Consider the following 22,338-nt stretch of genomic DNA (forward strand, 5'->3'; position numbering starts at 1 on the left):
TAAAACGAAACCTGGCGTTAATTAACGCCAGGCCTCGCAAAGTTTTGAATTTCCATTCTGCCCAGGAATTATGGGACTTCGAACTCAATTCCTGTTGCACTTAGTTTGACAATTCACTTTTAGTTGCTGCCCTTGGGCAGGAAGGGGAGCAGGGCGTCGGCCAGGCCGGTGACCGGCATGGTCTGGAGGGTCACCTTGCCGGGGCCGGTGATCACCGTATTAAACAGCCCCTCCCCGCCGAAGAGCATATTCTTCACACCGTGAATCATCTGCACATCGATGGAGCAGGTGGCGTCCATCATGGCCAGATTTCCGGTATCCACTACAATGCTCTGGCCCGGCTTCAGCTCGTATTCCACCACCGAGCCGTCCAGCTCCACAAAGGCCATACCGTAGCCGGACAGCTTCTGCATGATAAAGCCCTCGCCGCCGAAAAAGCCGGTTTTCATCTTCTTCTGGAAGTGGATGGACAGCTCCACCCCCTGCTCAGAGGCCAAAAACCCCCGCTTCTGTACAATGACCGGATGGGCCGGATCAATGGGAATGGCCCGAATGGTGCCAGGCAGGCTGGAACCAAATGCAATCATGCCCGGGCCGCCTACCGCCGTATATGTATTCTGGAAGATGGAATCGCCGGAAAACATCCGTCCAAAGGCCTTGCCAATGCCCCCCGCGCTGGTAGACATCTCCATATTGGGGGACATCCAAACCATAGACCCCCGCTCGGTGATCATGGACTCGCCGGCGGCCACCTGACAAATCACTACCGGCATGGGCTCTCCCTTGATCTCATACTGCATACCATCGCCTCCTCATCAAATGGGTTTCCAAAATGAGTATACGATAGAGGCCGCTGGGATGCAAGCCGTTTTTCGTCAGACTTCCACCCCCTCCAGGCGCATGACCGACACCTCAAAGGCGGTGCGCTGACAGCTTTCGCCATTCTCCAGCTTGGTGTAGGCCCGGCTCTGGAGGCGGCCCTCCAGCCGCACCCCGTCCCCCACTTCCAACTCGCCGCAGCAGCGGGCCAGCGCCCCCCAGGAGATGCAGGGCAGATAGTCCGCCCGGCCATACTTCCGATTTACCGCCAGCATGAGATCGCAGATCTCCCGGCCCAGAGGGGTGCGTCGGAACACCGGCGGCTTGCACAGTACCCCGGCCAGGGTAAGCCGGTTCTCATTGGGTCCCTCCCCCGGCTTGATGCTCTTGGCGTGCAGGGTGATGACCAGCTTGCTGCCGGTTCCGCTTTTGTTGTTAAAGGAGCGCACCTCCCCCTCCACCTCCACCGGCGTCCCCGCCTTTACCGGATACTCCTCCAGCAGTTCTTTAGGCGCAATGACGTTGATGGTGTCCTCCGAGCCGGACAGCCGGAGCACCGTAAGGGGAAAGGTCTCGTACACGACCCCGTGGGTCTCATGGGACCACACCGGGTCCGCCGTGACGGTCCCCCGGAGCATTGCCCGATTCTCATTCCATCCTGTCTGCATATCCATCCACACTCCTGCCTGTTTTGGGTAGCTGTGGCATCTATATGCGGGTTTGTCCCCCGCTATGCCCACCCGATACAGACAGTGGTTGACGATTCTGTCCACAATGGAGTATGAGAGTGAAAAGGAGTGTAACATACATGAACAAGCATTTTAAAAACGCGACATTCACCAAGGTCTTCTTTATCTGGTTCGCCCTCTTCTTTTTGCTGCTCATGATCAATATGCAGACGGTGCAGAATAGCCTGCTGGTCAGCATCACCGGGGCTGCCCTGGGCGTATTCCTGCTGATCTTCCCCGTCCCGCCCCACTCCTTCCAGCGCCGCTATGGCGAGGAGCGTGCTGTCCATGTCACCCGTGTCCTGGCTGTGGCCATTATTGTGATATCGTTTATTTCCAAAGTGCAATTCTAAACAGAAGGTCCAGCCCATTGTGTGGGCTGGACCTTTTTTACTGCTGATTTTGCCAGTCGGCGGGATAGACGAAGTAGAGGAACCGGGCATGGCCGGTGACGGAGAACTGGATCTCGCTGCCTTTGGGAATGTGGATCAGCTCCCCCGGCCCGGCGGACACCTTTTGCCCGTTGCACAGGATGTCCAGCCGCCCCTCCACCACATAGTCCATCTCGTCGTAGTTCAGTGTCCAGGGAAAGGTGGTGTCGGTCATCTCCATGATGCCCACCCCCAGCCTGGGGGATTGCTCCAGGGTGAACAGGTCCCTGGTATACACCTTGTCACCGGGGTTGCCGGTGTTCATCCGGTGGGCCTCGGTGACGGTGAGGGCAGGCACTTTCACCGCCTGCACCCCGCCCCCCAGGTGCTCCAGCAGCACCTGGCGGATGATGGTCTCCAGCTGATTACGCTCCATGCTGCACCTCCTTCCGGGTAAGGAACATGGCCACCGCCACGGCGGTGACGCCGCCCACCAGCTTGCCCACGATCATGGGGAAAATCATGGTGGAATCAAAGCCGGCGGTAAAGCCCAGGTGGTCACCGAACACAAAGGCCGCCGACACAGCAAAAGCCACGTTGATAATCTTGCCCCTGCGGTCCATGTCGCCCATCATCTGAAACATGGGAATATTGTTGGCCAGGGTGGCCACCATCCCCGCTGCCGCCACGTCGTTCATGCCCAGCAGGCCGCCCAGCTTCATCAGGGGCTTTTTAAACACCTTGGTGATGACGTACACCAGGGGGAAGGCGCCCGCCAGCACGATGGCGATATCACCCACGATGCCAATGCCCTCCTCAATGGAGTTGAGGCCAGGGATAATCGTCAGGGGCGTCAGGGCCTCAATGATGGCGGCGGCCAGACCGATGGTGATGATGATAACGATAATGCGGCCAAAGACCTGGAAGCCCTTTACCATGCCGTTGGGCACAAAGGCCAGCCCCAGGGCGATGAGCAGCGCAAAGAGCACGATGGGCAGCAGGTTGCGCAGCACCATCATCACCGGGAATCCCGCCACCAGGCCGCCCACAAAGCTGCCGATGGGGATGGTAATGACGCCGGCCAGCACGCCGGTGGCCAGAGCGGGCCGGTCCTCGGCTTTAATAATGCCCAGGCCCACCGGAATGGTAAAGACGATGGTGGGGCCCAGCATTGCCCCTACGATGAGGCCGCCGAACTGGCCCGCCTCCTCCGTCAGGGCCAGCTCCTGAGCCAGGGGGGCGCCCCCCATGTCGTTTGCCAGGATAGTACCGGCGAACATGGCCGGGTCGGCCCCCAGGGCCTGATAGAAGGGCACCACCACCGGCCGCAGCAGGTTGGCCAGCACAGGGGCCAGGCAGATGATACCGATCATGGCCAGGGCCAGAGAGCCCATGGCCATGATGCCCTCCTCAAACTTCTCTCCCAGGCCGAACCGGTTGCCCAGGATGCGGTCGATGGCCCCCAGGGCCATAAAGAGCACCATCAGATAGACGATGATCTCGTTGATGGACATAAACTGTCCCTCCCTTTTGTGAAACGGGGCGGCAGGTGGGCCGCCCCCTTATGGATCAATGATCCCGATGATGGCGGCGTCCACCGGCACATTTGCCCCGGCAGCGATGCGGGCCGCCCCGCCGGTGGCGATGAGGACCCGCTCGCCCTCACCCGCCCCTACGCAGTCGGCACACACCAGTATGGTCTCCCCCACCTCCACCGTCAGAAAGGTCTGTCCGGTCAGGTTGGGGGCTTTTTTTGTGGCCCATACCTTACCGGCCACCTGTCCCAGCAACACAGATCCCCATCTCCCTCAGCTGCCGCTCCAGGGCCAGGCAGCGGCGATAGATTGACGGCGGGGCGGTGCGGCGGTAGAGCCGGTACTCCAGCGCCTTCCGCTCCAGACACACCCGTGCCCCCGCCAGCAGGGCGGCCAGCACCTCAGTCTCCCCCCGACTGGCCGGGGCCAGGGCGGCCAGCCGCCCCATGGCCCCCACCGGCAGCCAGGTAATCACCAGGGTACGCCCCCGCCACTCCAGCCTCACGGCAAAATCAGGGCCCGGTCCCCTTTTTTGAACCCGCAGGCGTTGGCCTCGTCGTAGTCAATATGGGCGAAGGTGGCGAACTGGGGAGACACCCGCACCTCCACCCCCTCCAGGGTCAAAGGCCGCTGGGTGAGGCACTTGAGCCGCACCTCCCGGCCATTCTCCACTCCAAAGCGGGCGGCGTCCGCCGGAGTCATGTGGATGTGCCGCTTGGCGGCAATAACCCCCCGGTTCAGCCGCAGCACCCGGTCTCCATTGCGCAGGGTGATGCCGGGGGTGCCCTCAATGTTCCCCGACAGCCGCACCGGGGGTGTAATGCCCAGCACCACGCCGTCGGTGAGGGAGATCTCCACCTGGCTCTCCTTCCGCTCGGGGCCCAGCACCACCACGTTGGGGATGGACCCTTTCGGCCCCTCCAGGGTCACCCGCTGGGCGGCGGCAAACTGCCCCGGCTGGGACAGGTCCTTCACCCGCTGGAGCTGGAAGCCGGGGCCGAAGAGGGTATCCAGATCAGCCCGGGACAGGTGGACATGGCGGCCGCTGGCCTCCACCTCCACCGTCAGGCGGCGGACGATCTGCTCCGCCAGGACCTCGATATTGATGGTATTAAGCGTGTTCATATTGTCCCGCCTTTAGCTTGATCATCATGATCCACATGAGGGAGGACAGCCGGTTTAGGGCCAAAATGATGTCCCCCCGGGTCACATTGCCCTCCACGTCCTTGAAGGCCCCATAGGCTGAAAGCTCGGTCTGCCGCACCAGGGTGCGCACCTTGTTCACCGCCAGCAGAGCGGGCCCGTCGGTGCAGGCGGGCAGAAAGTGGGGCTGGCCCAGGTACTTGTCCGGGTAGTGGGAGTATTCCCGCAGCTGTCCGGCGTCGTAGCCGCACAGGCGCAGCTCCCCCACCGGCTCGTCCAGCACGTCGCACCGGATGAGCCGCCGCACCAGGTCCAGTGCCTCCCCCAGCTCCTTCACCAGAGCCGGGTACTCATGGGAGGCCTGCTGGGCCAGCATGAGTTCCCCCTCCAGGGCGTCGATCATGCCCCGGAAGGCGATGCGGGGGTGGTCCTTACGCACCAGGATGTTGCCCTTGAGGTGGGTCATATGCTCCGGCTTTTCGTTCAAAGTGGCGCCGAAGAGGGTACGGTATTTACCAGGGGCGGGTGCGCCGGCATCCTCCCGCCCCTGAGGGAATACCGCCTGAATCTTATGGGCGGCCAGCCAGTCCCGGGCCCCGGGAGTCAGCTTCTGGTCCTTGTTGACCACCACCGGCCCCCGGGTGCCGTTGTCCGACATACGCCGCACGTCCTCACGGGTGAGCAGCTCCATTTATTCGCTCATGCCCTCGCCGCCGTGAGGCAGGATGTGGTCCACCTCGGCGTGGGGGCGGGGAATGACGTGGACGGAGATCAGCTCGCCCACCTTCTCGGCGGCGGCGGCTCCGGCGTCGGTGGCGGCGTTGACGGCCCCCACATCCCCGCGGACCATGACGGTCACCAGGCCGCCGCCCACCTGCTCCTTGCCCACCAGCTGCACGTTGGCGGCCTTTACCATGGCGTCGGCGGCCTCAATGGCTCCCACCAGTCCCTTGGTCTCCACCATACCCAGCGCGTTCGTATTTGCCATGTTCTGTTTCCTCCTGTCAGTTGTCTGTTTCATAGGCTCCGCCGGTTGGGCGGAAGTCGGTTTGCTTTTTCTGCCCCGGCCCGACTGGGCCTTCTTTCTGGGGGCCTGCCGGGGCGTCTCGGCCACCGGCATATGGGGGGCTCCCCCCGCCTCGCCGGCCTCCTCCCCGTTGGCGGCCCGGACCTCATGCTCCATGTCCTCCTCCAGGCCCTGGGGGCGCTCGGCCATCAGGGAGTTGGTCAGATTCTGGGCCTCCTGCAAAATGGCCTCATGGGGGTTCAGCAGCACGCCGTCGGCGTTGACTTCGCTCATGTTACCTCAGCCTCCCCATGATCTGCTCCACCAGGCGGTTGAGCAGGGTCTCGTCCACGGTGCAGGAGGAAAGGGCCGGGCTGCCGCCCCGCAGCTCCTCCAGCTCCTTCACGCCCCATGCCACCCGCTTGATGTTGATGAGGTCCAGAGGGCCGATGTTGTTGGAGCTGGACGACCCGCCCACCGCGCCGCAGCCCAGGGTGAGGGCGGGGAACAGGCAGGTGGTGGCCCCGATGCCGCCCAGGGCGGAGGGGGTGTTCACCAGCACCCGGCTGGCGGGGACGGCGGCGGCAAACCGCTTGGCCACGCTCTCATCCTCGGTGTGGATGGAGAAGGTGTGGCCCGCGCCCTCCCACTCCAGGATCTCGATGCAGCGATTCAGCACCGCTTCCTCGTCCTCCTCCACAAAGCAGCCCAGGATGAGGCCCAGCTTCTCACTGGAGTAGGGGTGCCCCTTGCCTACCCCGGTCTCCCGGGCCACCAGCACCCGGGCGGAGGGGGGCACCCGGTTCAAGCCCGCCAGCTGGGCCACGGTGGACACGCTCTTGCCCACGATGGCCGGGTTCATGGTGCCGTTGGGCCGGAGGATGAAGCGGGAGAGCTGGCGGGTCTCCTCCTCGTCCAGCAGGTAGGCTCCCTGGGCACGGAGGGCGGCCTTTACCGCCGGCTCCATCCGCCGGGTCATGATGACGCTCTGCTCGCTGGCGCAGATGGTGCCGTTGTCAAAGGTCTTGGAGTCCAGGATGCGCTTTACCGCCTGCTCCACGTTGGCGGTGTGGTGGATATAGGCCGGGCCGTTGCCCGCGCCCACGCCGATGGCGGGGGTGCCGGAGGAGTAGGCCGCCTTCACCATGGCCGCACCGCCGGTGGCCAGGATGAGCCGGGTGGTGTCATGGCGCATGAGGGCATTGGTGGCCTCGATGGTGGGGGTGGTGATGCAGGAGATGGCCCCCGCCGGGGCCCCCGCCTCCTCCGCCGCCCGGCGGATCACATTTACCGTCTCGGAAATACAGTTGACCGCCCCGGGATGGGGGGAGAACACGATAGGGTTGCCCGCCTTCATGCAGATCATGGCCTTATAGATGACGGTGGAAGTGGGATTGGTGGAGGGCACCAGACCGGCCACCACACCTACCGGCACGCCGATGTCCACCGTCCGGTGCTCCCGGTCCTCGGCCAGGATGCCGTGGGTCTTTTGGTCCCGGATGGCCTGGTGCAAGGTCTCCGCTGCAAAGCGGTTTTTAATCTCCTTGTCCTCTTTCCGTCCGAAGCCGGTCTCCTCCACCGCCATGTCGGCCAGCCGCCGGGCGTGCTGGGCCCCGGCCCGGGAGATGGCCGCCGTGATGGCGTCCAGCTGTTCCTGGGTCATGACGGCCAGGGCCCTCTGGGCCTTTCTGGCCTGGGCCAGAAGGTCCCGGACCTCCTGGATGGAGCGCAGATCTTTATCAAATTCCATAGGATCACACCTCCTTGGGATGAGCGGCCACCGCCTTTACCGCCTCGGCAAAGGCGGCCGCCGCCGCGTCGCAGGCACTCTGGGTACCGGTGAGAAGGCCGCCGCCGAAGTTGGTCTCGCTGGGGGGCTCAAAGAGGGTCACCAGCTCCACGTCGGAGGCCTTCATGGCCTCGTCCAGCCCCACCATGGCCTCCAGGGGCGGGGCGATCAGGTAGGCCAGGGCCTCCCCCTCCCGTACCCCCGCCACTTTGGACAAATAGGTGCCGGTGCGGGAGACGGTGTGGGCAAAGTAGATGACGGAGTCATCCTGATTGGCGGAGCGGAACCCCGCCCCGCTGTTCATAAAGTCCACGCAGGCCCGCAGGCCGGACTCCACCTCCGCCGGGTTGGGCCCGGCCAGGATGCCGATGACCTCACCGGCCAGGGCGGTGGAGGCGTTGGCCGCACCGGCATACAGGGACTTGCCGTACACCACCTCCACCGCCGCCGCCTTGGTGGCCTCGTCCAGGGCGCAGTAGGTCATGTCGTCGCTGTCGGCGGTGATGAGGCCGATGGAGCGGTACTGCCGGGGCAGGCCCAGCTTCTTGGCTAAGGTCTCGCTGACGTTGGCGATGGTGCGGGTGGCCAGCACCTTGGCCGGGATCAGATCGCCTGTCATACCGTCACCCCCTCAAACTTTCCCCACGGGGCAGGCCCCGCGGGGACCCCAAGTGTATTTTCATCTGCTCGGGCGAAGTGAATTCGCCCGGCATCAAGGTTTTGCCTGGCGGCAAAACGCTTGTACGCGCTGACGCGCGCCCCGCCGTGCGGGGCCCCGTTGCCGCTGGTATCCTCAACGCAGGTCAATTCCACTCGCCTTCCTTTCCAGCATGGTCTTGATGAGTTCCGCAATGTGCGCGCCCGCCTCCACGGCGGTGGTGCCCCCCTTGTGGATGTTGGAGATCACCGTCCGCTTGGACTCGGGGATGCCGATGTGGGGCTTGTAGGTCAGGTAGGCGGACATGGACTCGGCGGTCACCAGGCCGGGCCGCTCCCCCACCAGCATACACACCACCTCCGCGCCCGTCAGATCGCCAATGTGGTCGGAGGCGCCCACCCGGCAGTACTTTACATAGAGCACCGGGCCGCCCTCCAGGCCGTAGGCCTTCAGGCCCGCCCGCACCGCCTGGAGACAGTCCACGGCGTTGGCCTCGATGGCGGCGGAGCTGAGGCCGTCCCCCACCACCAGGGCAATTTTCGGGTTCTGTCCAAAGGTCTTTTTGATGATGGCCTGGTTCTCCTCGTCGAACCGGCGGCCCCGGTCCGGCCGGGTCAGATACTCGTCCTTGGTCTGGCACAGGGTTTGGACGGGCACAAAGCCGTTTTGTACCGCAAACTCGTCGGGCACATGGGAGAACACCGAGTCCTGGGCGGCGGCGTGGTCGGCCCGCATCCGCAGCATGGAGATGGTTCGATACCGGGCCCCCGCTCGCCCCAGGCCCAGCCGGGCCGGGGTTTTCAACTTCAAATCCTGAAAGGCCTGGCCGCTGCGGGGGTTGTCCACCAGGTACTGCCGCCGCAGGTCAATCTGGGTGATGTCCTCCAGGCAGCCCTGGCTCACATCCTCCTGCCGGGGGGCGGGCCGGGTCGCGGTCACGGCAGCGGGCTGCCCCGCCAGCTCCAGCACTATCCGCTCCACCATGGAGCGCAGTTCTTTTTCATCCAAATTCAAAACCTCCTTAACCCAGCAGCACCGACGCGTCACCCGCCAGCGGGGTCAGCTTGCCGTTCTCCACAAAGCCCATGTCCTCCAGCCACCGCTGGAAGGGGGGAATGGCAGTGAGGCCGAACATCTCCCGCAGGGCGGCGGTCTCGTGGAAGCCGGTGGTCTGGTAGTTGAGCATCACGTCGTCCCCGTGGGGGATGCCCATAAAGTAGTTGCACCCGGCGGCGGTGAGGAGCACCGCCAGATCCTCGATGTCGTTCTGGTCGGCCTTCATGTGGTTGGTGTAGCAGGCGTCGCACCCCATAGGGATGCCGGTCAGCTTGCCCATGAAGTGATCTTCCAATCCAGCCCGTATTACTTGCTTGGAATTATACAGATATTCCGGTCCAATGAAGCCCACCACCGTGTTCACCAGGTAGGGCTGGAACCGCTTGGCAAAGCCGTAGCACCGAGCCTCCATTACCACCTGGTCGGCACCGAAGTGGGCCTCGGAGGACAGCTCGGAGCCCTGGCCGGTCTCGAAGTACATTACGTTGGGCCCCACGGCGGTACCCTCCTTCAGGGCCAGCTGCCGGGCCTCCTCAATGAGCTTGCCGTCCAGGCCGAAGGCCTCGTTGCCCTTCTGGGACCCGGCGATGGACTGGAAAATCAGGTCGCAGGGAGCGCCCTTGCGCACCGCCTCCATCTGGGTGGTGACGTGGGCCAGCACGCAGATCTGGGTGGGAATGTTCCAGCGGTTGCGCACCTCATGGAACCGATCCAGCACCCGGCGCACACTTTCCACCGAATCGTCCACCGGGTTCAGGCCCAGCACCGCGTCACCCGCCCCGAAGGTCAGGCCCTCCAGCAGGGAGGCCAGGATGCCGTCGGGATCGTCAGTGGGGTGGTTGGGCTGGAGGCGGCAGGACAGGGTGCCCGGCAGGCCGATGGTGGTGTTGCAGTGGGCGGTAACCTTGATCTTCTTGGCGGCATAGATCAGGTCCATGTTACTCATCAGCTTGGCCACGGCGGCGATCATCTCCGCCGTCAGGCCACGGCTCACCCATCGGATGGCATCGCCATCGTGGTTCTCCGCCAGCAGCCACTCCCGCAGCTCGGCCACCGTCCAGTTCTTGATCTGGTCGTAGATTTTCTCGTTTACGTCGTCCTGAATGATGCGGGTGACCTCGTCCTCCTCATAGGGGACGGCGGGGTGGTTGCGCAGATCGGCCAGAGTCAGGTTGGCTACCACCACCTTGGCCGCCACCCGCTCCTCGGCGTTCTCGGCGGCAATACCCGCCAGCCGGTCTCCCGACTTCTCTTCATTGGCTTTGGCCAGGGCGTCCTTGATCGATTTGAATTCATAGACGTGCCCCAACAGCTTGGTCTTGAGTATCATGTGATCGCTCCTTTTGCGGCTACGATTTGTGAAATACAAGGGTTTTAATAACGATGGGTAATACCGCGCCTCCGGCCACCGGGGCGCCGATGTCGATATAGTCCCCGTTGTCCATCTCCACCCCGTCCAGGCAGAGCAGAGGGCCGGACAGCAGGGCGGCCATGGCCTGACCCAGCACCTTGGCCTGGTCGGCCTCCACCGCCACGATGGGGACAAAGCCCGCCTCCACCAGGGGGACCAGACCCTCCGCCACCCCCCGGGCCAGCTCCTGGATGCGGCTGTAGGAGGGGTTCTTCTCCCCCCGCAGGGCCAGGGCCAGCTGCACCAGTCCTCCCTGGTCCTGGTACCAGCCCAGCTTGTCCCGGATATGCCCTGCCAGTTCCTCCGGCGGTCCCCCCTCCTCCCCGGCAGCCAGCTTAAGGATGGGGATGTTTTTCAGAGGGAAAGAAATATCCCGGTAGAAGATGGTGGAGCCGGACAAGTCGGTGGCGTGGCTCCCCGCCCCCACCACCGTGGCCCTTATAGTCTCCGCACCCCGGAAACGGCCCGCCTTCTGGAAGGCCGGGGAGGCGGCAATGGCCCGCCCCAGCAGCACCCCCATGTCTCCGAAAGCCAGCCAATCCGGCGGCGGGTCGTAGATGCAGTCGGCCACCCCGCCGGAGAAGGACACCACCGGTACCTCCTCCACCGTCCAGCGGGTGCCCTCCGTGAGAAAGGCGTCCAGCCTGTCCCGGCCGGGAGCCAGGCCCGCCGCCTGCTCCAACGCTTCCACCATGATCCGGATGACAGGCTCTAGTCGCTGGGGTGTGACCCTTTCTCCTGCCGTAGGGGGCGATGCCCACATCGCCCCGCGCTCCAGTACCGGCGATACATAGGTGACCCGCCCGTCCTTGTCCACCTTGATGAGCCGCCCGCCCACGTCCAGGCAGCCGGTGCGCACCAGCTCTCCATTTTGGTACAGCGCCAGGTTTGCGGTGCCGCCGCCGATATCAAAGTGTAATACGGTTGTGTGATGTTCCTTTGCGTATTCGTCCGCACCCGCTCCACGAGCCGCCAGGATGGACTCCAGGTCGGGCCCGGCGGTGGCCACCACGAAATCCCCGGCGAACTCCGACAGGGCGGAAAGCACCTCCTGGGCGTTCTCCTTCCGGGCGGTCTCCCCGGTGATGATGACCGCCCCGGTGTCCACCTGGGACTTGTCAAAGCCCGACTTGCGGTACTCCTCTTCCACAATGGCCCGCACCCCGGCGGCGTCGATGACGGTATCGGACAGGAGCGGGGTGAAGTGGATAGCCGAGCGGTAAAGCACCTCCCGCCCGGCGATGGACACCCGGGGTACCGTAAAGGGGGTGGCCCGGTTCTCCAGAGTCAGCCGGGACAGGATGAGCTGGGTGGTGGAGGTGCCGATATCAATACCTACAGAGAGTAACTGTTCTCCCATTACGCCAACTCCCGCAGAATGGCCTTGATATCCTGGGGGGTGACGCTCCGGGGATTGGAGGGGGCGCACAGGTCAGCCAGGGCGGCGGCGGCGATCGCGTCTCCCTGGTCCCGCACCGTCTTTGCGTCCACCCCGCACTCCGACAGGCGGCCCGGCTGTTCCAGACGGCCCCGCAGCCGCTCGATGGCAAAGGCCAAACCTCTGGCCGTGGGCGTCAGGCCGCAGGCCTTGGCCAGGGCGGCGTACCGCTCCGCCGTCTCCCGCCGGGCGGCGTTAAAGCGGATCACATGGGGCAGCAGCATGGCATTGAGCCGCCCGTGGGGAATGTGGAACCGCCCACCCAGGGCGTGAGCCATGCTGTGGCTTAGCCCCAGCCCGGCTCCATTAAAGGCCATGCCCGCCAGATTGGAGGCAAGCAGCATATGCCCTTTAGCCTCCTGGTCCCCGTTAAAGGCGGCGGGCAGGCTGCTCCAGGCCAGGGCAAAGGCTTTCTCCGCCAGGGCGTCGGTGTACACATTAGCCCCGGCGGCCACATAGGCCTCGGCGGCGTGGGTGAGTACGTCCATGCCGGTGTCCGCCGTCACCTTGGCGGGCACCCCCGCCAGGAACATCGGGTCCAGCACCGCCCGGTGGGGCAGCAGAGCGTCGTCCACCAGGGGGTACTTCACCCCCTTCTGGCTGTCGGTAAGGACGGCAAAGGAGGTGACCTCCGATCCGGTCCCGGCGGTGGTGGGCACCGCCCAGAAGGAAATCTCCCCGGCAGCCCCCAGCTTCTTGCCGTACTCCACCATGGCTTTGGCACAGTCCAGAGCGGAGCCGCCCCCAAAGGCCACCACCGCCTGGGGCTTGAAGTCGGCCAATGCCCTGGCCCCCTTTGCCACCACCTCCAAAGGCGGGTCGGGCACCACACCGGTAAAGGTCTCCACGGTGCAGCCGGGCAGCCGGGCTTTCACTTTGTCCAGCAGGCCGGACTTGGCCAGAAAATCGTCGGTGACCACCATCACCCGCCCGCCGGCCAGCTCCTCCAGGGCAGCCAGGGCGTCCTTTCCAAAGGAGACGGCGGTCTTCAGCTTAAATGTTTCCATGCGCGTTCCCCTGTTTCTTCCTTGATGGCCTTAGTATGGCGGCGGCGGTCAGGAATATACCAAAAGCCTGCGAAAGAAAAGCTTCATCATTCCTTCAGAATCTGTTCACAGCCTGTTCACCATCCCTTGGCGAAAAACGGATATGATAACAGCGTCAGGTACAAATGACAAACCATTCTCCTCTCTCTCTTACCTCTCTGTTCAAAACAAGGAGACCCGCCCAACGGCGGGTCTCCTTGTTTTTTGTGTTGGGTGTATGCAAACGTACAACAAATGCCCCTGTTTCACCATAGGTAAAAGGGAGGGTAGCCATATGTGGGATATGGATGGACAGGGACAACAATTTTACCATCTGCTCCAGCTCTTTGCCGCCCAGCTGGAGCCCGCCCGGGCCATGGAGGTGGCCTGGGTCTATCCGGAATTTACGCCCGGCACGGTGTACCAGACGGGGGACTATGTCCGCCGGGGGTTCAATGCTGTGGGAGACCCCCAGCTCTACCAGGTGACCCTGGACCATCGCGCCAGCGCCGGTGTGGTGCCGGAGCGCACCCCGGAGCTCTATGAGCCAGTAGGTCTGGACAGCAGGGGCGTACCCCTGTGGAGCCGCCCGGCAGGCGACCGGGACGGTTATGCCATGGGGGACGTGGTGTCCTTCCGGGGGACCCGGTACCGATGTCTGGCAAACGCCTGCCTGTTGAGCCCGGAGGAAGCCCCGGGCCAGTGGCAGGCTGCAGCCTGTGAAGACGCAGAAGAGCCGTCGGTCGATTGACCGACGGCTCTTCCACGTTGTTCAGAGCGGATCTCTGTTGATGGCGTTTTACTTGCCGGACATACCGTTCTCGTAGGCCTGGATCATCTTCTTGACCATCTGGCCGCCCACGGAGCCGGCCTCACGGCTGGTCAGATCGCCGTTGTAGCCCTGCTTCAGGTTGACGCCCACTTCGGCGGCGGCCTCCATCTTGAACTTGTTCAGGGCCTCGCGAGCGCTGGAAACCACGGGCTGATTGCTGTTGCTGTTGGACATGATGTTGCATCTCCTTTGCAATCGTTTTGTTGGATCGGTGATCCGACCATAGCTTTGCCTCAGCCCGATTTTCTATGCGGATTTTTTCTTTCCAATCCATGGAGGCCAAAAATGATCCATTTTTGCACTTTTTTCTCTGCATAACAAAACAGGGGCGCGCTGCTAATGCAGCGCGCCCCTGTTGGCGTGAATGTTTACTTCTTCAGGTTCTGCGCAAAGTTGGTGAAGATCTGCGCCACTTCCGCGCGGGTGGCGGTGCCGGTGGGATCCAGGACGTTGCCGCCCTTGCCGGACAGCAGCTTGGAGCCTACCGCCCACTCCATGGCCTCAGTAGCCCAGGAGGAGGTCTTGGCGCCATCGGTGAAGGTGGTCAGGTCGCCCTTGGCGGACACATCGTAGCCCTTGCTCTCAGCATAGCGGTACAGAATGGTGGCCAGCTGCTCGCGGGTTACGGTGTCGTTGGGGGCAAACACGGTGTCGCTGTAGCCCTTGACGATGCCCTTGGAGGCAGCCCAGTTCACAGCGTCGGTGTACCACACGCCGCTCTCCACGTCGGTGAAGGACAGGGTAGCATCAGCCTTGGGCTGGCCTTCCAGCCGCCACAGCATGGTGACCACCATGGCACGGTTGGTGGTCATGAAGGGAGCGAAGGTGGTGGAGGAGGTACCGTCCATCAGCTTGTTGTCATAGGCATACTTCACAGCCTCATAGAACCAATCGTCGGCCTTCACGTCGGTGAAGGGCAGACCAGTGCTCACAGAGCCGTCATCCTTGGTGAAGGAGGCCTTCACAGTAACGGCGGAGGCAGGCATGGTAAAGGTGTACTTGCCGTCGCCCTTGTCGGTGAGCTTGATCTCGCTGCCGCTCTTGTCGGTAACGGTGATGGTATCCAGCTTGTAGCCCTCGTCGGCCTTCGCGGTCAGGGTGACCATCAGGCCCTTGGAAGCGCGGGTGCGGCTGGAGGTCACAGTACCGTTGTCGCTGTCCTCCACAGTGATGGCGTAGGAGGTAGTGCCGGTGGAGCCGCCGGAGGAGGTGTCGATATCCATCTGCTCATCAGAGAGCATCTTGGAGCAGATAGTGTTGGTGGCAAACAGATAGTCGTCCTGCTGGTGGGCACGGTTGACGATGGAGTTGGCGAAGATGGTGATGTCCATCCCGTCCTGCTCCACAGCAATGGCCTCCACGCCGCCGTCGATGCTGCCGCCGGCCATGCAGCCCACGATGAAGCTGTTCTCATCGGTGGCCTTGATCAGCACCTGAGCATCCTCCGGATAGCTGGTGAGTACCGCGCAGTTGAGGGAGTAGATCACGGTATCGTCATCAGCCACCTGGCTGGCAGTAATCAGGCTGTCGGAGGGGTAAACCACGTTGTGGAGGGCTTCCTGACCGTTGGTCTGGTAGTCCAGGCCGGTGATCAAGTTTTTCTTGATGTAGGACAGAGTGCTGGAACCGGTAGCGATGTAAGGCGTGCCCGCCTTGACTGCCGCAACAGCCTGCTCGCCATAAGCGCCGCTGTTGAGGGCCACGGAGCCGATGATGATATCGGCCCGGGCAGGATCATCCACCACGGTGAAGCCCAGCTGCTTCACATAAGCCATCACATCGTAGTTGGAAGTGCCGTTGTTGTGGATGTTGTCGTAGTTGATGAAGCCGTAGCCGTCGGCAAACCACTTGGTGTAGTAGCCGGAGGACACCTTGTCGTCGCCGAAGTCGGCATAGCGGCCGGTGAGGAACAGGGTGGGCTTGCTGATCTCATAGGCCACAGGCATGGTATTGGTGCGGGTAACCACCAGGGTGTAATCGGAGGCGATGGTGGCATAGTCGTCATAGCTCAGTACGAAGTCGCCCTTGTAGTCGCCCTCGGTGATCATGCCAACCGCCTTACCGGCGTCCAGCAGAGCGTTGACGGCCCGGACGGTCTCGTCACCGTTGTTGGACAGGATGACGATGGAACCGCTGCCGGTGACCTGACCGGAAGCGGTAACCTCAGTCAGTTCCTTCAGGGCACCGTCAAAGGCGCCGATGGTATCAATGGCAATGCAGTCAAAGCCGCGCATACTGGGGAAGCTGGCCACGGACTCAGAGTACAGGGAGGGGAAGCCGGAGGCAGAGGCGTCATAGCCCAGGTTGAGCAGGCAGTTGGCGTAGTTGCGCTTGGCCTGGTACATATTGACCACCAGAGAACCGGCCTTGTAGGTCACACCGTCCACCGTCACGTCCTTGGTGAGGGTGGAGACCTTCACGCCGTTGCGCATGAGGAACTCAGCCATCTCATAGGCGTCGGCGGGGTCACGCTGGGACTCGGCGTCCACAGGCAGCACGTAGTACTCGGGGAAGTACTTGTCGTTGCCCTCATAAGGAACGCGCCAGGTATCGGGATCCAGCTGCTGGTTGCTCATATCCACATACCAGGGCTCCATCTCTTCCCGGTGGTCCTCGTTGTTGATGCCCCGGCGGAAGAACTCCAGCTGGGCCTTGTAGCAGGTGTCCTTACAGTCGGACAGGAACTGCCACAGACCGTAGGCGCCGCACTCCAGCAGACGGACACTGGACTCGCCGCCGGAAGGAGTCTCAATGGTAAAGCCCATGGAACCGCAGTTGAGCATGGCATAGCTGGGGGTGTAGTTGGTGCTCAGGTCATCCCAGGCGTCCCAGCCGGTTTCGGCGTCATAGCTGTCGCGCAGGGGGGTGTAATAGGTCTGGTACTTGGTCTCGAACTCGTCCTTGTGCTGGACAGACATGGTGGCCAGGGCGGCATTTCCGTAGGCCTCGGCGCCCAGCAGGAACTGCTCCACAAACAGGTCATACTCCAGGTTGGGCTCGTGAGGAGGCGTACAGGGCTCTACCAGGAACTGAGCGGTAAAGCCGTGGAACTCCTCGAAGGCCACGGGATTCCACTCGCTGATGAGCTTGGCAATGTTCCGGGTCTCCACCTGAGTCTGGTTGGAGGCGTCCCGGTTCAGGTCAAAGCCGTTGCCGTTGGGACGGGTGTTGTAGGTACGGCCGTCAGGGTTCTCATCGGGAGTAACGATGATGATGAGGTTATCCAGGATCTCATCCACCTTCAGCTCCTTGTCCTCACTGAAGGTATAATACTCGCTGGCATCGGTGCGGCCGTCGTTTCCGTTACCGTTGATGGTGGTGGCGCTGATTTTCAGACCGTAGCCGGTGAAACCGTAGTCGGTATCGCCGTCATCGCTGGTGATCTCAAAGTCCACGATCTTGGGATCGTACTGGCTCTCATCCACAGTCTTACCACCGGTCAGACCAGTGATGGTATTCCAGGTGATGGTATCTTCGGTAGCCAGGGTACGCAGCAGATTGACATGGGCATCCACACCGCCGGCCTCGTCGGAGTGGACGTTGTTCATCATGATGGGGATGCGGTAGTCCTTGCCGCCTTCGATCTGGGCCAGCACCTTCTCGGGATCGGTCTGAGCCAGAGCGTTCATTTCCTTAAAGTCGGCTACGGACTGGGCACTGTCGGACACCACGGCATACCACTGGTCATAGCCGTCGGTGCTTTTACCGAAGGACTGGACGTCGAAGTAGCGGCCATTGGCCTCAGCCAGCTTCTTGATCTCCATCAGCTCATCGTACAGCTCGTCCTGCCGGACGTTGCTCTCGTAGACGTTGATCTCCATGGGGGTGGTGGCCAGAACGGTATCACCAGACTTGGCGGACAGCTCGTAGTTGCCGATGAAGCCCGGCCACACGTTACGGGCGTAGCGGAAGGTATTGCTGCCAATGGCCTGCAGGGAGTTGGTCACCAGAGGCAGCGAGTCATCCTTCATATTGAAGAAGATGCCATGGCTGAAGGTCAGCTTCACCGTAGCGTAGCCATCAGCCACGGTTACCGTGGGATCTTCCAGGGTGAAATAGGGGACGCCGTCAGCACCATGCTGATTGATGGCGCCCCAGCTCATCCAGTTCTGCAGGTCATCGCCGGTGTAGATGTACGGGTAGAGCGCAGGGTCCTGCACATCCACATCGTCTCGCGTCAGGCTCCAGGTAATGCCTTTTGCCCAAGTATTCCACTGATCCGTTGTCCATTTGCTTTGCTCAGTGGAGACCGGAACCGTCAGGGTTGCATGAAACGTTTCCTCGCTCATATCCAGAGTGAGCAGGTCGTCGTCCAGCGCGAGTGTGGCTGTCCCCTGGTCAGCATCGGTTTTTACAGGTTCCTCAGCTGATACAGGCAGAATCGTCAGGGAGAAGAGCATGGATAATGCCAACAGCAATGCAAGAAAAGAATGGGAGCGTTTCTGATGTTGCCGCATCTATGATGCCTCCTTTTTTGAATCGATTGCCTTATTGCGCGGGTCCCGATACCGAATATTTATCAACTACCTCCGCGTCCTCCTTCCTCTTTCAAAAATTCGGTACCGTTCGAAAGCACTGCTTCGCGTGGATATATCCCCATATATCCCGCGCCAGTTCTTTCAGATATATTTAAAGTATATTATAGGTTCCAGAATACCACAATACGGATAAACTAGCCAAAGTTAAGCCCATCTAAATTGTGCATAACATCGAATAACTTTCGTTTTTTCTATATTTGGCAGCAGGAATCTCTTTTTACATCGTACTGCAAAACCATGCAATCCCCGCTTTCATTTTTCAGACTTCATGCACTTCTCCGAACCCCCACGGCAGACAAACAAAAAAAGACTTGAAACCGAAGTTTCAAGTCTTTTTGGTGGAGATAAGCGGGATCGAACCGCTGACCTCTTGAATGCCATTCAAGCGCTCTCCCAGCTGAGCTATACCCCCATATTCACTTGGCGCCGGTCAGGTCGACCGAACGAATTGTATTTTAGCACGGGTCACCCGCTCTGTCAACTCTTTTTTTCATTTTTCTCAAATTTTTTTAGAAGCAGAATCCGGGCGCGCCATGACGGCGCGCCCGGATTTTCCTTATTCTTCCGTTGTCTTGTCCTCAGAGGGCTGATCCGGCTGGGACGGAGCGGAGGACTCCTCCTGGCTGCCCCACAGGGGAATGGCCTGGGGTTTCTCCTCCGGCTTGTTCTTCTCCTGCTCCCGCCGCTCGGCCTCGGCGTACTGGTCGGCCAGAGCAGGGTCCCGGCCCTCCAGAATGGCCACCATCTCGGCGCCGGTAATGGTCTCCTTCTCCAGCAGGTAGGCCACCACCTTGTCCATGTCCTCCCGGCTCTCGGAGAGGATCTCGGTAGCCTTCTTGTAGCAGGAGTCGATGATGCTGCGCACCGCCTGATCCATGGCCGCGGCGGTATCGTCGGCACAGTCCAGGCCGTAGCCGCCGTCCAGATACTGATTGCGGCGGGAGGCCAGAGCCATCATGCCGAACTCCTCACTCATACCGAACATGGCCACCATATTGCGGGCGATGCTGGTGGCATCCTGAATGTCCTGCGCGGCGCCGTTGGTCATGGTCTTCATGACCAGCTCCTCGGCCACACGGCCGCCCATGGAGACGCAGATCTGGGCCAGCAGCTCGTCCTTGGTGTGGAGGTTCTTGTCCTCCTCCGGCAGGTGGAGGGTGTAGCCCAGAGCGCCCTGGGTGTGGGGAACGATGGTGATCTTCGTCACCGGCTCGGCGTGCTTCTGCCGGTAGGCCACCATGGCATGACCCACCTCGTGGTAGGCCACCAGCTTCTTCTCAAACTCGCTGAGGACGCTGCCCTTCTTCTCGGCGCCGGCAATGACCAGCTCAAAGGCAGTAAGCAGGTCCTGCTGGTTGACCGCCTTGCGGCCCAGACGGACCGCCCGGAGAGCGGCCTCGTTGACCAGGTTGGCCAGGTCCGCACCCACGGCGCCGGCGGTGGCCAGAGCCACCTTCTTCAGATCCACATCCTCCGCCAGCTTGATCTTGCGGGTATGGACCTGGAGGGTAGCCAGACGGCCGGCCAGGTTTGGCCGGTCCACGGTGATGCGCCGGTCAAAGCGGCCTGGCCGCAGCAGGGCCTGGTCCAGCACCTCGGGCCGGTTGGTGGCGGCCAGCAGGATGACGCCCTTGGTGGGGTCGAAGCCGTCCATCTCGGCCAGCAGCTGGTTCAGGGTCTGCTCCCGCTCGTCATTGCCGCCCATACGGTTATCGCGGGATTTACCGATGGTGTCGATCTCGTCGATGAACACGATACAGGGGGCCATCTTGTTGGCCTCCTTGAACAGGTCGCGGACACGGGCGGCACCCATGCCTACGAACATCTCCACGAAGTCGGAGCCGGAGATGGAAAAGAAGGGCACGTTGGCCTCGCCGGCCACGGCCTTGGCCAGCAGGGTCTTACCGGTACCGGGAGGGCCCACCAGCAGAGCGCCCTTGGGCAGCTTGGCACCGATCTCGGTATACTTCTGGGGGTTGTGGAGGAAGTCGATGATCTCCACCAGGGACTCCTTGGCCTCGTCCTGACCGGCCACATCTTTAAAGGTGACGCCGGTCTTTTTCTCCACATAGACCTTGGCGTTGGACTTGCCCAGATTGCCCAGGCCGCCGCCCATCTTGCCCGCCATGCTGCGGAACAGGAAGGAGAAGAGCAGCACCATGACCACCATGGGCAGCACCCAGGAGATGAGCATGGAGACGATGGGGTTAAGCTCCTCCACATACTCGGGGCCGAAGCTGGTGACGTCGTGCTCCTCCAGCAGGTCGATCAGCCCGTCGTCCCGCACCCCCGCCTGGGTGATGGGGGCACAGTAATAGGTGGTTTTGGTCTTGTCCCACTGGGAGGGGGGCGGCACGGTGGTCTCCTCCTGCTCCCCGGTGAGGCCGGCGGCGGTGGCCGTCTTGGTGATGTTGCCGTTGGCGTCCACCGACACCCCGTCTTTTAAATAAATGGTGTACTTGTTGGACTCCATGAGCACGCCTGCCACGCAGTCCTCCCTGACCAACTCCCGGAAGGTGCCGTAGCTGATCTCCACCGAGTTGGCCTGGCGGAACATGGAGGTGGCATAGTTCACCAGCACCGTCAGCACCAGGGCCCACAGGATGATGGACACGATGGCGGTGATGTTGCGCTTGTTATTGCCTCCGCCCTTTCCGCGGTTGTTGTTCTGGTGATCGAAATTCAAGAGGATGCCTCCTTGAGTGCATTCATTCCTATCTGGAAAGTAATTATAGTTATAGCACACGCACCCTCAAAAAACAAGAAAGGGAAGGCCGAAAGCTGTAAACTTTCTATGAAACCAGCCGGGTTCAAAGGGGTAATTTTTATCTTTTTCTGCGGCAGGTCTTGTGGTATACTGGTAGCGATCAACAAGAAAGGCGGAACCAATTATGAAGGAGCGCAGACCGGCCCCTCAGGCCGAGGCAGACGGCATCATCGAGGGGCGCAACGCCGTCACTGAGGCCCTGCGGGCGGGCACGCCCATTGATAAAATTTTCCTGGCCCGGGGGGAGACCGACTCTGCCCTGGCCCACATCGCCGCCGCTGCCCGGGACAAGGGCATCGTGGTGGTGGAGTGCGACCGGAAGAAGCTGGACTTTATGAGCCGCACCCACTCCCACCAGGGTGTCATCGCCCAGGCCGCGGTGCGGGAGTATGCCAGCGTGGACGACATTCTGAACGCCGCCCGGGAGAAGGGGGAGCCCCCTCTCATCGTGGTGTGCGACGAGCTTTCCGACCCCCACAATCTGGGCGCGGTGATCCGCACCGCCGAGTGCGCCGGAGCCCACGGCGTCATTATCCCCAAGCGCCGTTCGGCGGGCCTGACGGCGGTGGTGGCCAAGACCTCCGCCGGCGCGGTGAGCCATATTCCGGTGGCCCGGGTGCCCAACCTGCCCGCCCTGCTCAAGGAGCTGAAGGATGAGGGGGTATGGGTGTTCGGCACCGCTGCCGACGGGGACCGGCTGCTCTACGACGCCGACCTGAAGGGCCCCGCCGCCATTGTCATCGGCAGCGAGGGGGACGGCATGGGCCGTCTGGTATCTGAGACCTGCGACTTCCTGGTCCGTATCCCCATGAAGGGCAAGCTCAACTCCCTCAACGCCAGCGCCGCCGCCGCCATCTTGCTGTATGAGGCCGTACGGCAGCGGATGGGCTGACAACCACTGATCTTCAAAAAAAGGAGCACGTTCCCATGGCAAAAGACCGGGATGACGAACTGAATGAGGATCTGCCCGGCGGGGACGAGTTCTCCCTGGAATCCATTCTGGCGGAATTCGGCGGCGGGCAGAAAAAGAAAAAGCCGGATGAGGAGGATACCATACCCTTCCCGGTAGTACCCAAAAGCCAGCGTCCCTCCTCCCCCTCCAAAAAGCCGGGGCGGGTGCTCACCTTCCCCGACGGCGGTCAGGAGCAGGCTCAGAAGGAGCCCAAGGCCGCCGCCACCCGGCAGCCGCCGGTGGAGAAGTCCCCCCCGCCCAAGCAGGAAC

The 22,338-nt window shown here is 62.1% G+C and carries 21 protein-coding genes, 1 tRNA gene and 1 pseudogene; 4 read left to right on the top strand and 19 right to left on the bottom strand.

Annotated elements, in window-relative coordinates:
- Positions 1 to 119 precede the first annotated feature (119 nt).
- Both B5F94_RS13060 and B5F94_RS13065 read right to left on the bottom strand, forming a co-directional pair.
- A complete protein-coding gene (locus B5F94_RS13060; protein ID WP_087330679.1) occupies positions 120 to 800 on the bottom strand; it encodes a TIGR00266 family protein in 681 nt (226 codons plus the stop codon).
- A gap of 75 nt (positions 801 to 875) precedes the next feature.
- Complete coding sequence (locus B5F94_RS13065; protein WP_242961264.1) at positions 876 to 1,487, bottom strand: single-stranded DNA-binding protein; 612 nt, start codon at positions 1,485 to 1,487, stop codon at positions 876 to 878.
- Positions 1,488 to 1,627: 140 nt separating this feature from the next.
- On the opposite strand from B5F94_RS13065, the gene B5F94_RS13070 reads away from it, so the two are divergent.
- On the top strand, positions 1,628 to 1,900 hold the full coding sequence (locus B5F94_RS13070; protein ID WP_087330682.1) for a hypothetical protein: 273 nt from the start codon (positions 1,628 to 1,630) through the stop codon (positions 1,898 to 1,900).
- 37 nt (positions 1,901 to 1,937) lie between these two features.
- Here the strand turns inward: B5F94_RS13070 and B5F94_RS13075 are convergent, their stop codons facing one another.
- The 13 genes from B5F94_RS13075 to B5F94_RS13140 all read right to left on the bottom strand — a co-directional run bounded on the left by B5F94_RS13075 (position 1,938) and on the right by B5F94_RS13140 (position 12,961).
- Entirely contained in the window at positions 1,938 to 2,354 is a 417-nt protein-coding gene (locus tag B5F94_RS13075) for a cupin domain-containing protein (RefSeq protein ID WP_087330684.1), read from the bottom strand.
- The gene (eutH, locus tag B5F94_RS13080) at positions 2,344 to 3,432 is read right to left on the bottom strand and encodes an ethanolamine utilization protein EutH (RefSeq protein ID WP_087330686.1); all 1,089 of its coding nucleotides are present in this window, start codon (positions 3,430 to 3,432) and stop codon (positions 2,344 to 2,346) included. The genes B5F94_RS13075 and eutH overlap by 11 nt, the downstream gene beginning before the upstream one ends.
- Positions 3,433 to 3,480: 48 nt before the next feature.
- Positions 3,481 to 3,711: a EutN/CcmL family microcompartment protein gene (locus B5F94_RS13085; protein ID WP_087330688.1), complete on the bottom strand. Its 231-nt coding sequence runs from the start codon at positions 3,709 to 3,711 to the stop codon at positions 3,481 to 3,483.
- Complete coding sequence (locus B5F94_RS13090; protein ID WP_242965679.1) at positions 3,686 to 3,928, bottom strand: hypothetical protein; 243 nt, start codon at positions 3,926 to 3,928, stop codon at positions 3,686 to 3,688. Before B5F94_RS13090 ends, B5F94_RS13085 begins: the two co-directional genes overlap by 26 nt.
- Positions 3,929 to 3,954: 26 nt before the next feature.
- Positions 3,955 to 4,578 carry a phosphate propanoyltransferase gene (locus B5F94_RS13095; protein WP_087330693.1) on the bottom strand — a complete coding sequence of 208 codons (624 nt, stop codon included), beginning with the start codon at positions 4,576 to 4,578 and terminating at the stop codon, positions 3,955 to 3,957.
- Positions 4,565 to 5,287 (bottom strand): ATP-binding protein, encoded by a 723-nt coding sequence (locus tag B5F94_RS13100; protein ID WP_087330695.1) that lies wholly within the window; start codon positions 5,285 to 5,287, stop codon positions 4,565 to 4,567. The genes B5F94_RS13095 and B5F94_RS13100 overlap by 14 nt, the downstream gene beginning before the upstream one ends.
- Positions 5,288 to 5,584 carry a BMC domain-containing protein gene (locus tag B5F94_RS13105; RefSeq protein WP_087188677.1) on the bottom strand — a complete coding sequence of 99 codons (297 nt, stop codon included), beginning with the start codon at positions 5,582 to 5,584 and terminating at the stop codon, positions 5,288 to 5,290.
- Between the two features lie 313 nt (positions 5,585 to 5,897).
- Entirely contained in the window at positions 5,898 to 7,352 is a 1,455-nt protein-coding gene (locus B5F94_RS13110) for an acetaldehyde dehydrogenase (acetylating) (RefSeq protein WP_087330697.1), read from the bottom strand.
- A gap of 4 nt (positions 7,353 to 7,356) precedes the next feature.
- Positions 7,357 to 8,010 (bottom strand): ethanolamine utilization microcompartment protein EutL, encoded by a 654-nt coding sequence (gene eutL / locus B5F94_RS13115; protein ID WP_087330699.1) that lies wholly within the window; start codon positions 8,008 to 8,010, stop codon positions 7,357 to 7,359.
- Positions 8,011 to 8,184: 174 nt separating this feature from the next.
- On the bottom strand, positions 8,185 to 9,057 hold the full coding sequence (gene eutC / locus B5F94_RS13125; protein WP_087330703.1) for an ethanolamine ammonia-lyase subunit EutC: 873 nt from the start codon (positions 9,055 to 9,057) through the stop codon (positions 8,185 to 8,187).
- A gap of 13 nt (positions 9,058 to 9,070) precedes the next feature.
- A complete protein-coding gene (locus B5F94_RS13130; protein WP_087330705.1) occupies positions 9,071 to 10,435 on the bottom strand; it encodes an ethanolamine ammonia-lyase subunit EutB in 1,365 nt (454 codons plus the stop codon).
- Between the two features lie 19 nt (positions 10,436 to 10,454).
- Complete coding sequence (gene eutA, locus B5F94_RS13135) at positions 10,455 to 11,876, bottom strand: ethanolamine ammonia-lyase reactivating factor EutA (protein ID WP_087330707.1); 1,422 nt, start codon at positions 11,874 to 11,876, stop codon at positions 10,455 to 10,457.
- The gene (locus B5F94_RS13140) at positions 11,876 to 12,961 is read right to left on the bottom strand and encodes an iron-containing alcohol dehydrogenase (protein ID WP_087330709.1); all 1,086 of its coding nucleotides are present in this window, start codon (positions 12,959 to 12,961) and stop codon (positions 11,876 to 11,878) included. The genes eutA and B5F94_RS13140 overlap by 1 nt, the downstream gene beginning before the upstream one ends.
- 313 nt (positions 12,962 to 13,274) lie before the next feature.
- On the opposite strand from B5F94_RS13140, the gene B5F94_RS13145 reads away from it, so the two are divergent.
- The gene (locus tag B5F94_RS13145) at positions 13,275 to 13,730 is read left to right on the top strand and encodes a hypothetical protein (RefSeq protein ID WP_087330711.1); all 456 of its coding nucleotides are present in this window, start codon (positions 13,275 to 13,277) and stop codon (positions 13,728 to 13,730) included.
- A 48-nt stretch (positions 13,731 to 13,778) separates the two neighbouring features.
- Here B5F94_RS13145 and B5F94_RS13150 read toward each other — a convergent pair whose 3' ends face one another.
- The 4 genes from B5F94_RS13150 to ftsH all read right to left on the bottom strand — a co-directional run bounded on the left by B5F94_RS13150 (position 13,779) and on the right by ftsH (position 21,035).
- Positions 13,779 to 13,985: an alpha/beta-type small acid-soluble spore protein gene (locus B5F94_RS13150; protein ID WP_087188670.1), complete on the bottom strand. Its 207-nt coding sequence runs from the start codon at positions 13,983 to 13,985 to the stop codon at positions 13,779 to 13,781.
- 194 nt (positions 13,986 to 14,179) lie between these two features.
- The gene (locus tag B5F94_RS13155) at positions 14,180 to 18,268 is read right to left on the bottom strand and encodes an S-layer homology domain-containing protein (RefSeq protein WP_087330713.1); all 4,089 of its coding nucleotides are present in this window, start codon (positions 18,266 to 18,268) and stop codon (positions 14,180 to 14,182) included.
- Positions 18,269 to 18,685: 417 nt separating this feature from the next.
- A tRNA-Ala gene (locus B5F94_RS13160) sits at positions 18,686 to 18,761 on the bottom strand.
- Between the two features lie 144 nt (positions 18,762 to 18,905).
- Positions 18,906 to 21,035, bottom strand: a complete 2,130-nt coding sequence (gene ftsH, locus B5F94_RS13165; protein ID WP_242965680.1) for an ATP-dependent zinc metalloprotease FtsH — start codon at positions 21,033 to 21,035, stop codon at positions 18,906 to 18,908.
- Between the two features lie 205 nt (positions 21,036 to 21,240).
- Here ftsH and rlmB point away from each other — a divergent pair, with 205 nt between their 5' ends.
- Together rlmB and B5F94_RS13175 are read left to right on the top strand one after the other, a co-directional pair.
- A complete protein-coding gene (gene rlmB / locus B5F94_RS13170; protein ID WP_087188673.1) occupies positions 21,241 to 22,008 on the top strand; it encodes a 23S rRNA (guanosine(2251)-2'-O)-methyltransferase RlmB in 768 nt (255 codons plus the stop codon).
- A gap of 35 nt (positions 22,009 to 22,043) precedes the next feature.
- Positions 22,044 to 22,338 (top strand): annotated as a pseudogene (locus tag B5F94_RS13175) (hypothetical protein); the annotation flags it as partial.

Source organism: Flavonifractor sp. An4, assembly GCF_002161755.1.
GTDB lineage: Bacteria > Bacillota > Clostridia > Oscillospirales > Oscillospiraceae > Flavonifractor > Flavonifractor avicola.

Bases quoted from the DNA above. Each gene is read 5' to 3' on its own strand.
- B5F94_RS13060 (WP_087330679.1), bottom strand. From the start codon at position 800: ATGCAGTATGAGATCAAGGGAGAGCCCATGCCGGTAGTGATTTGTCAG.
- B5F94_RS13065 (WP_242961264.1), bottom strand. From the start codon at position 1,487: ATGCAGACAGGATGGAATGAGAATCGGGCAATGCTCCGGGGGACCGTC.
- B5F94_RS13070 (WP_087330682.1), top strand. From the start codon at position 1,628: ATGAACAAGCATTTTAAAAACGCGACATTCACCAAGGTCTTCTTTATC.
- B5F94_RS13075 (WP_087330684.1), bottom strand. From the start codon at position 2,354: ATGGAGCGTAATCAGCTGGAGACCATCATCCGCCAGGTGCTGCTGGAG.
- eutH (WP_087330686.1), bottom strand. From the start codon at position 3,432: ATGTCCATCAACGAGATCATCGTCTATCTGATGGTGCTCTTTATGGCC.
- B5F94_RS13095 (WP_087330693.1), bottom strand. From the start codon at position 4,578: ATGAACACGCTTAATACCATCAATATCGAGGTCCTGGCGGAGCAGATC.
- B5F94_RS13100 (WP_087330695.1), bottom strand. From the start codon at position 5,287: ATGGAGCTGCTCACCCGTGAGGACGTGCGGCGTATGTCGGACAACGGC.
- B5F94_RS13105 (WP_087188677.1), bottom strand. From the start codon at position 5,584: ATGGCAAATACGAACGCGCTGGGTATGGTGGAGACCAAGGGACTGGTG.
- B5F94_RS13110 (WP_087330697.1), bottom strand. From the start codon at position 7,352: ATGGAATTTGATAAAGATCTGCGCTCCATCCAGGAGGTCCGGGACCTT.
- eutL (WP_087330699.1), bottom strand. From the start codon at position 8,010: ATGACAGGCGATCTGATCCCGGCCAAGGTGCTGGCCACCCGCACCATC.
- B5F94_RS13130 (WP_087330705.1), bottom strand. From the start codon at position 10,435: ATGATACTCAAGACCAAGCTGTTGGGGCACGTCTATGAATTCAAATCG.
- eutA (WP_087330707.1), bottom strand. From the start codon at position 11,876: ATGGGAGAACAGTTACTCTCTGTAGGTATTGATATCGGCACCTCCACC.
- B5F94_RS13140 (WP_087330709.1), bottom strand. From the start codon at position 12,961: ATGGAAACATTTAAGCTGAAGACCGCCGTCTCCTTTGGAAAGGACGCC.
- B5F94_RS13145 (WP_087330711.1), top strand. From the start codon at position 13,275: ATGTGGGATATGGATGGACAGGGACAACAATTTTACCATCTGCTCCAG.
- B5F94_RS13150 (WP_087188670.1), bottom strand. From the start codon at position 13,985: ATGTCCAACAGCAACAGCAATCAGCCCGTGGTTTCCAGCGCTCGCGAG.
- B5F94_RS13155 (WP_087330713.1), bottom strand. From the start codon at position 18,268: ATGCGGCAACATCAGAAACGCTCCCATTCTTTTCTTGCATTGCTGTTG.
- rlmB (WP_087188673.1), top strand. From the start codon at position 21,241: ATGAAGGAGCGCAGACCGGCCCCTCAGGCCGAGGCAGACGGCATCATC.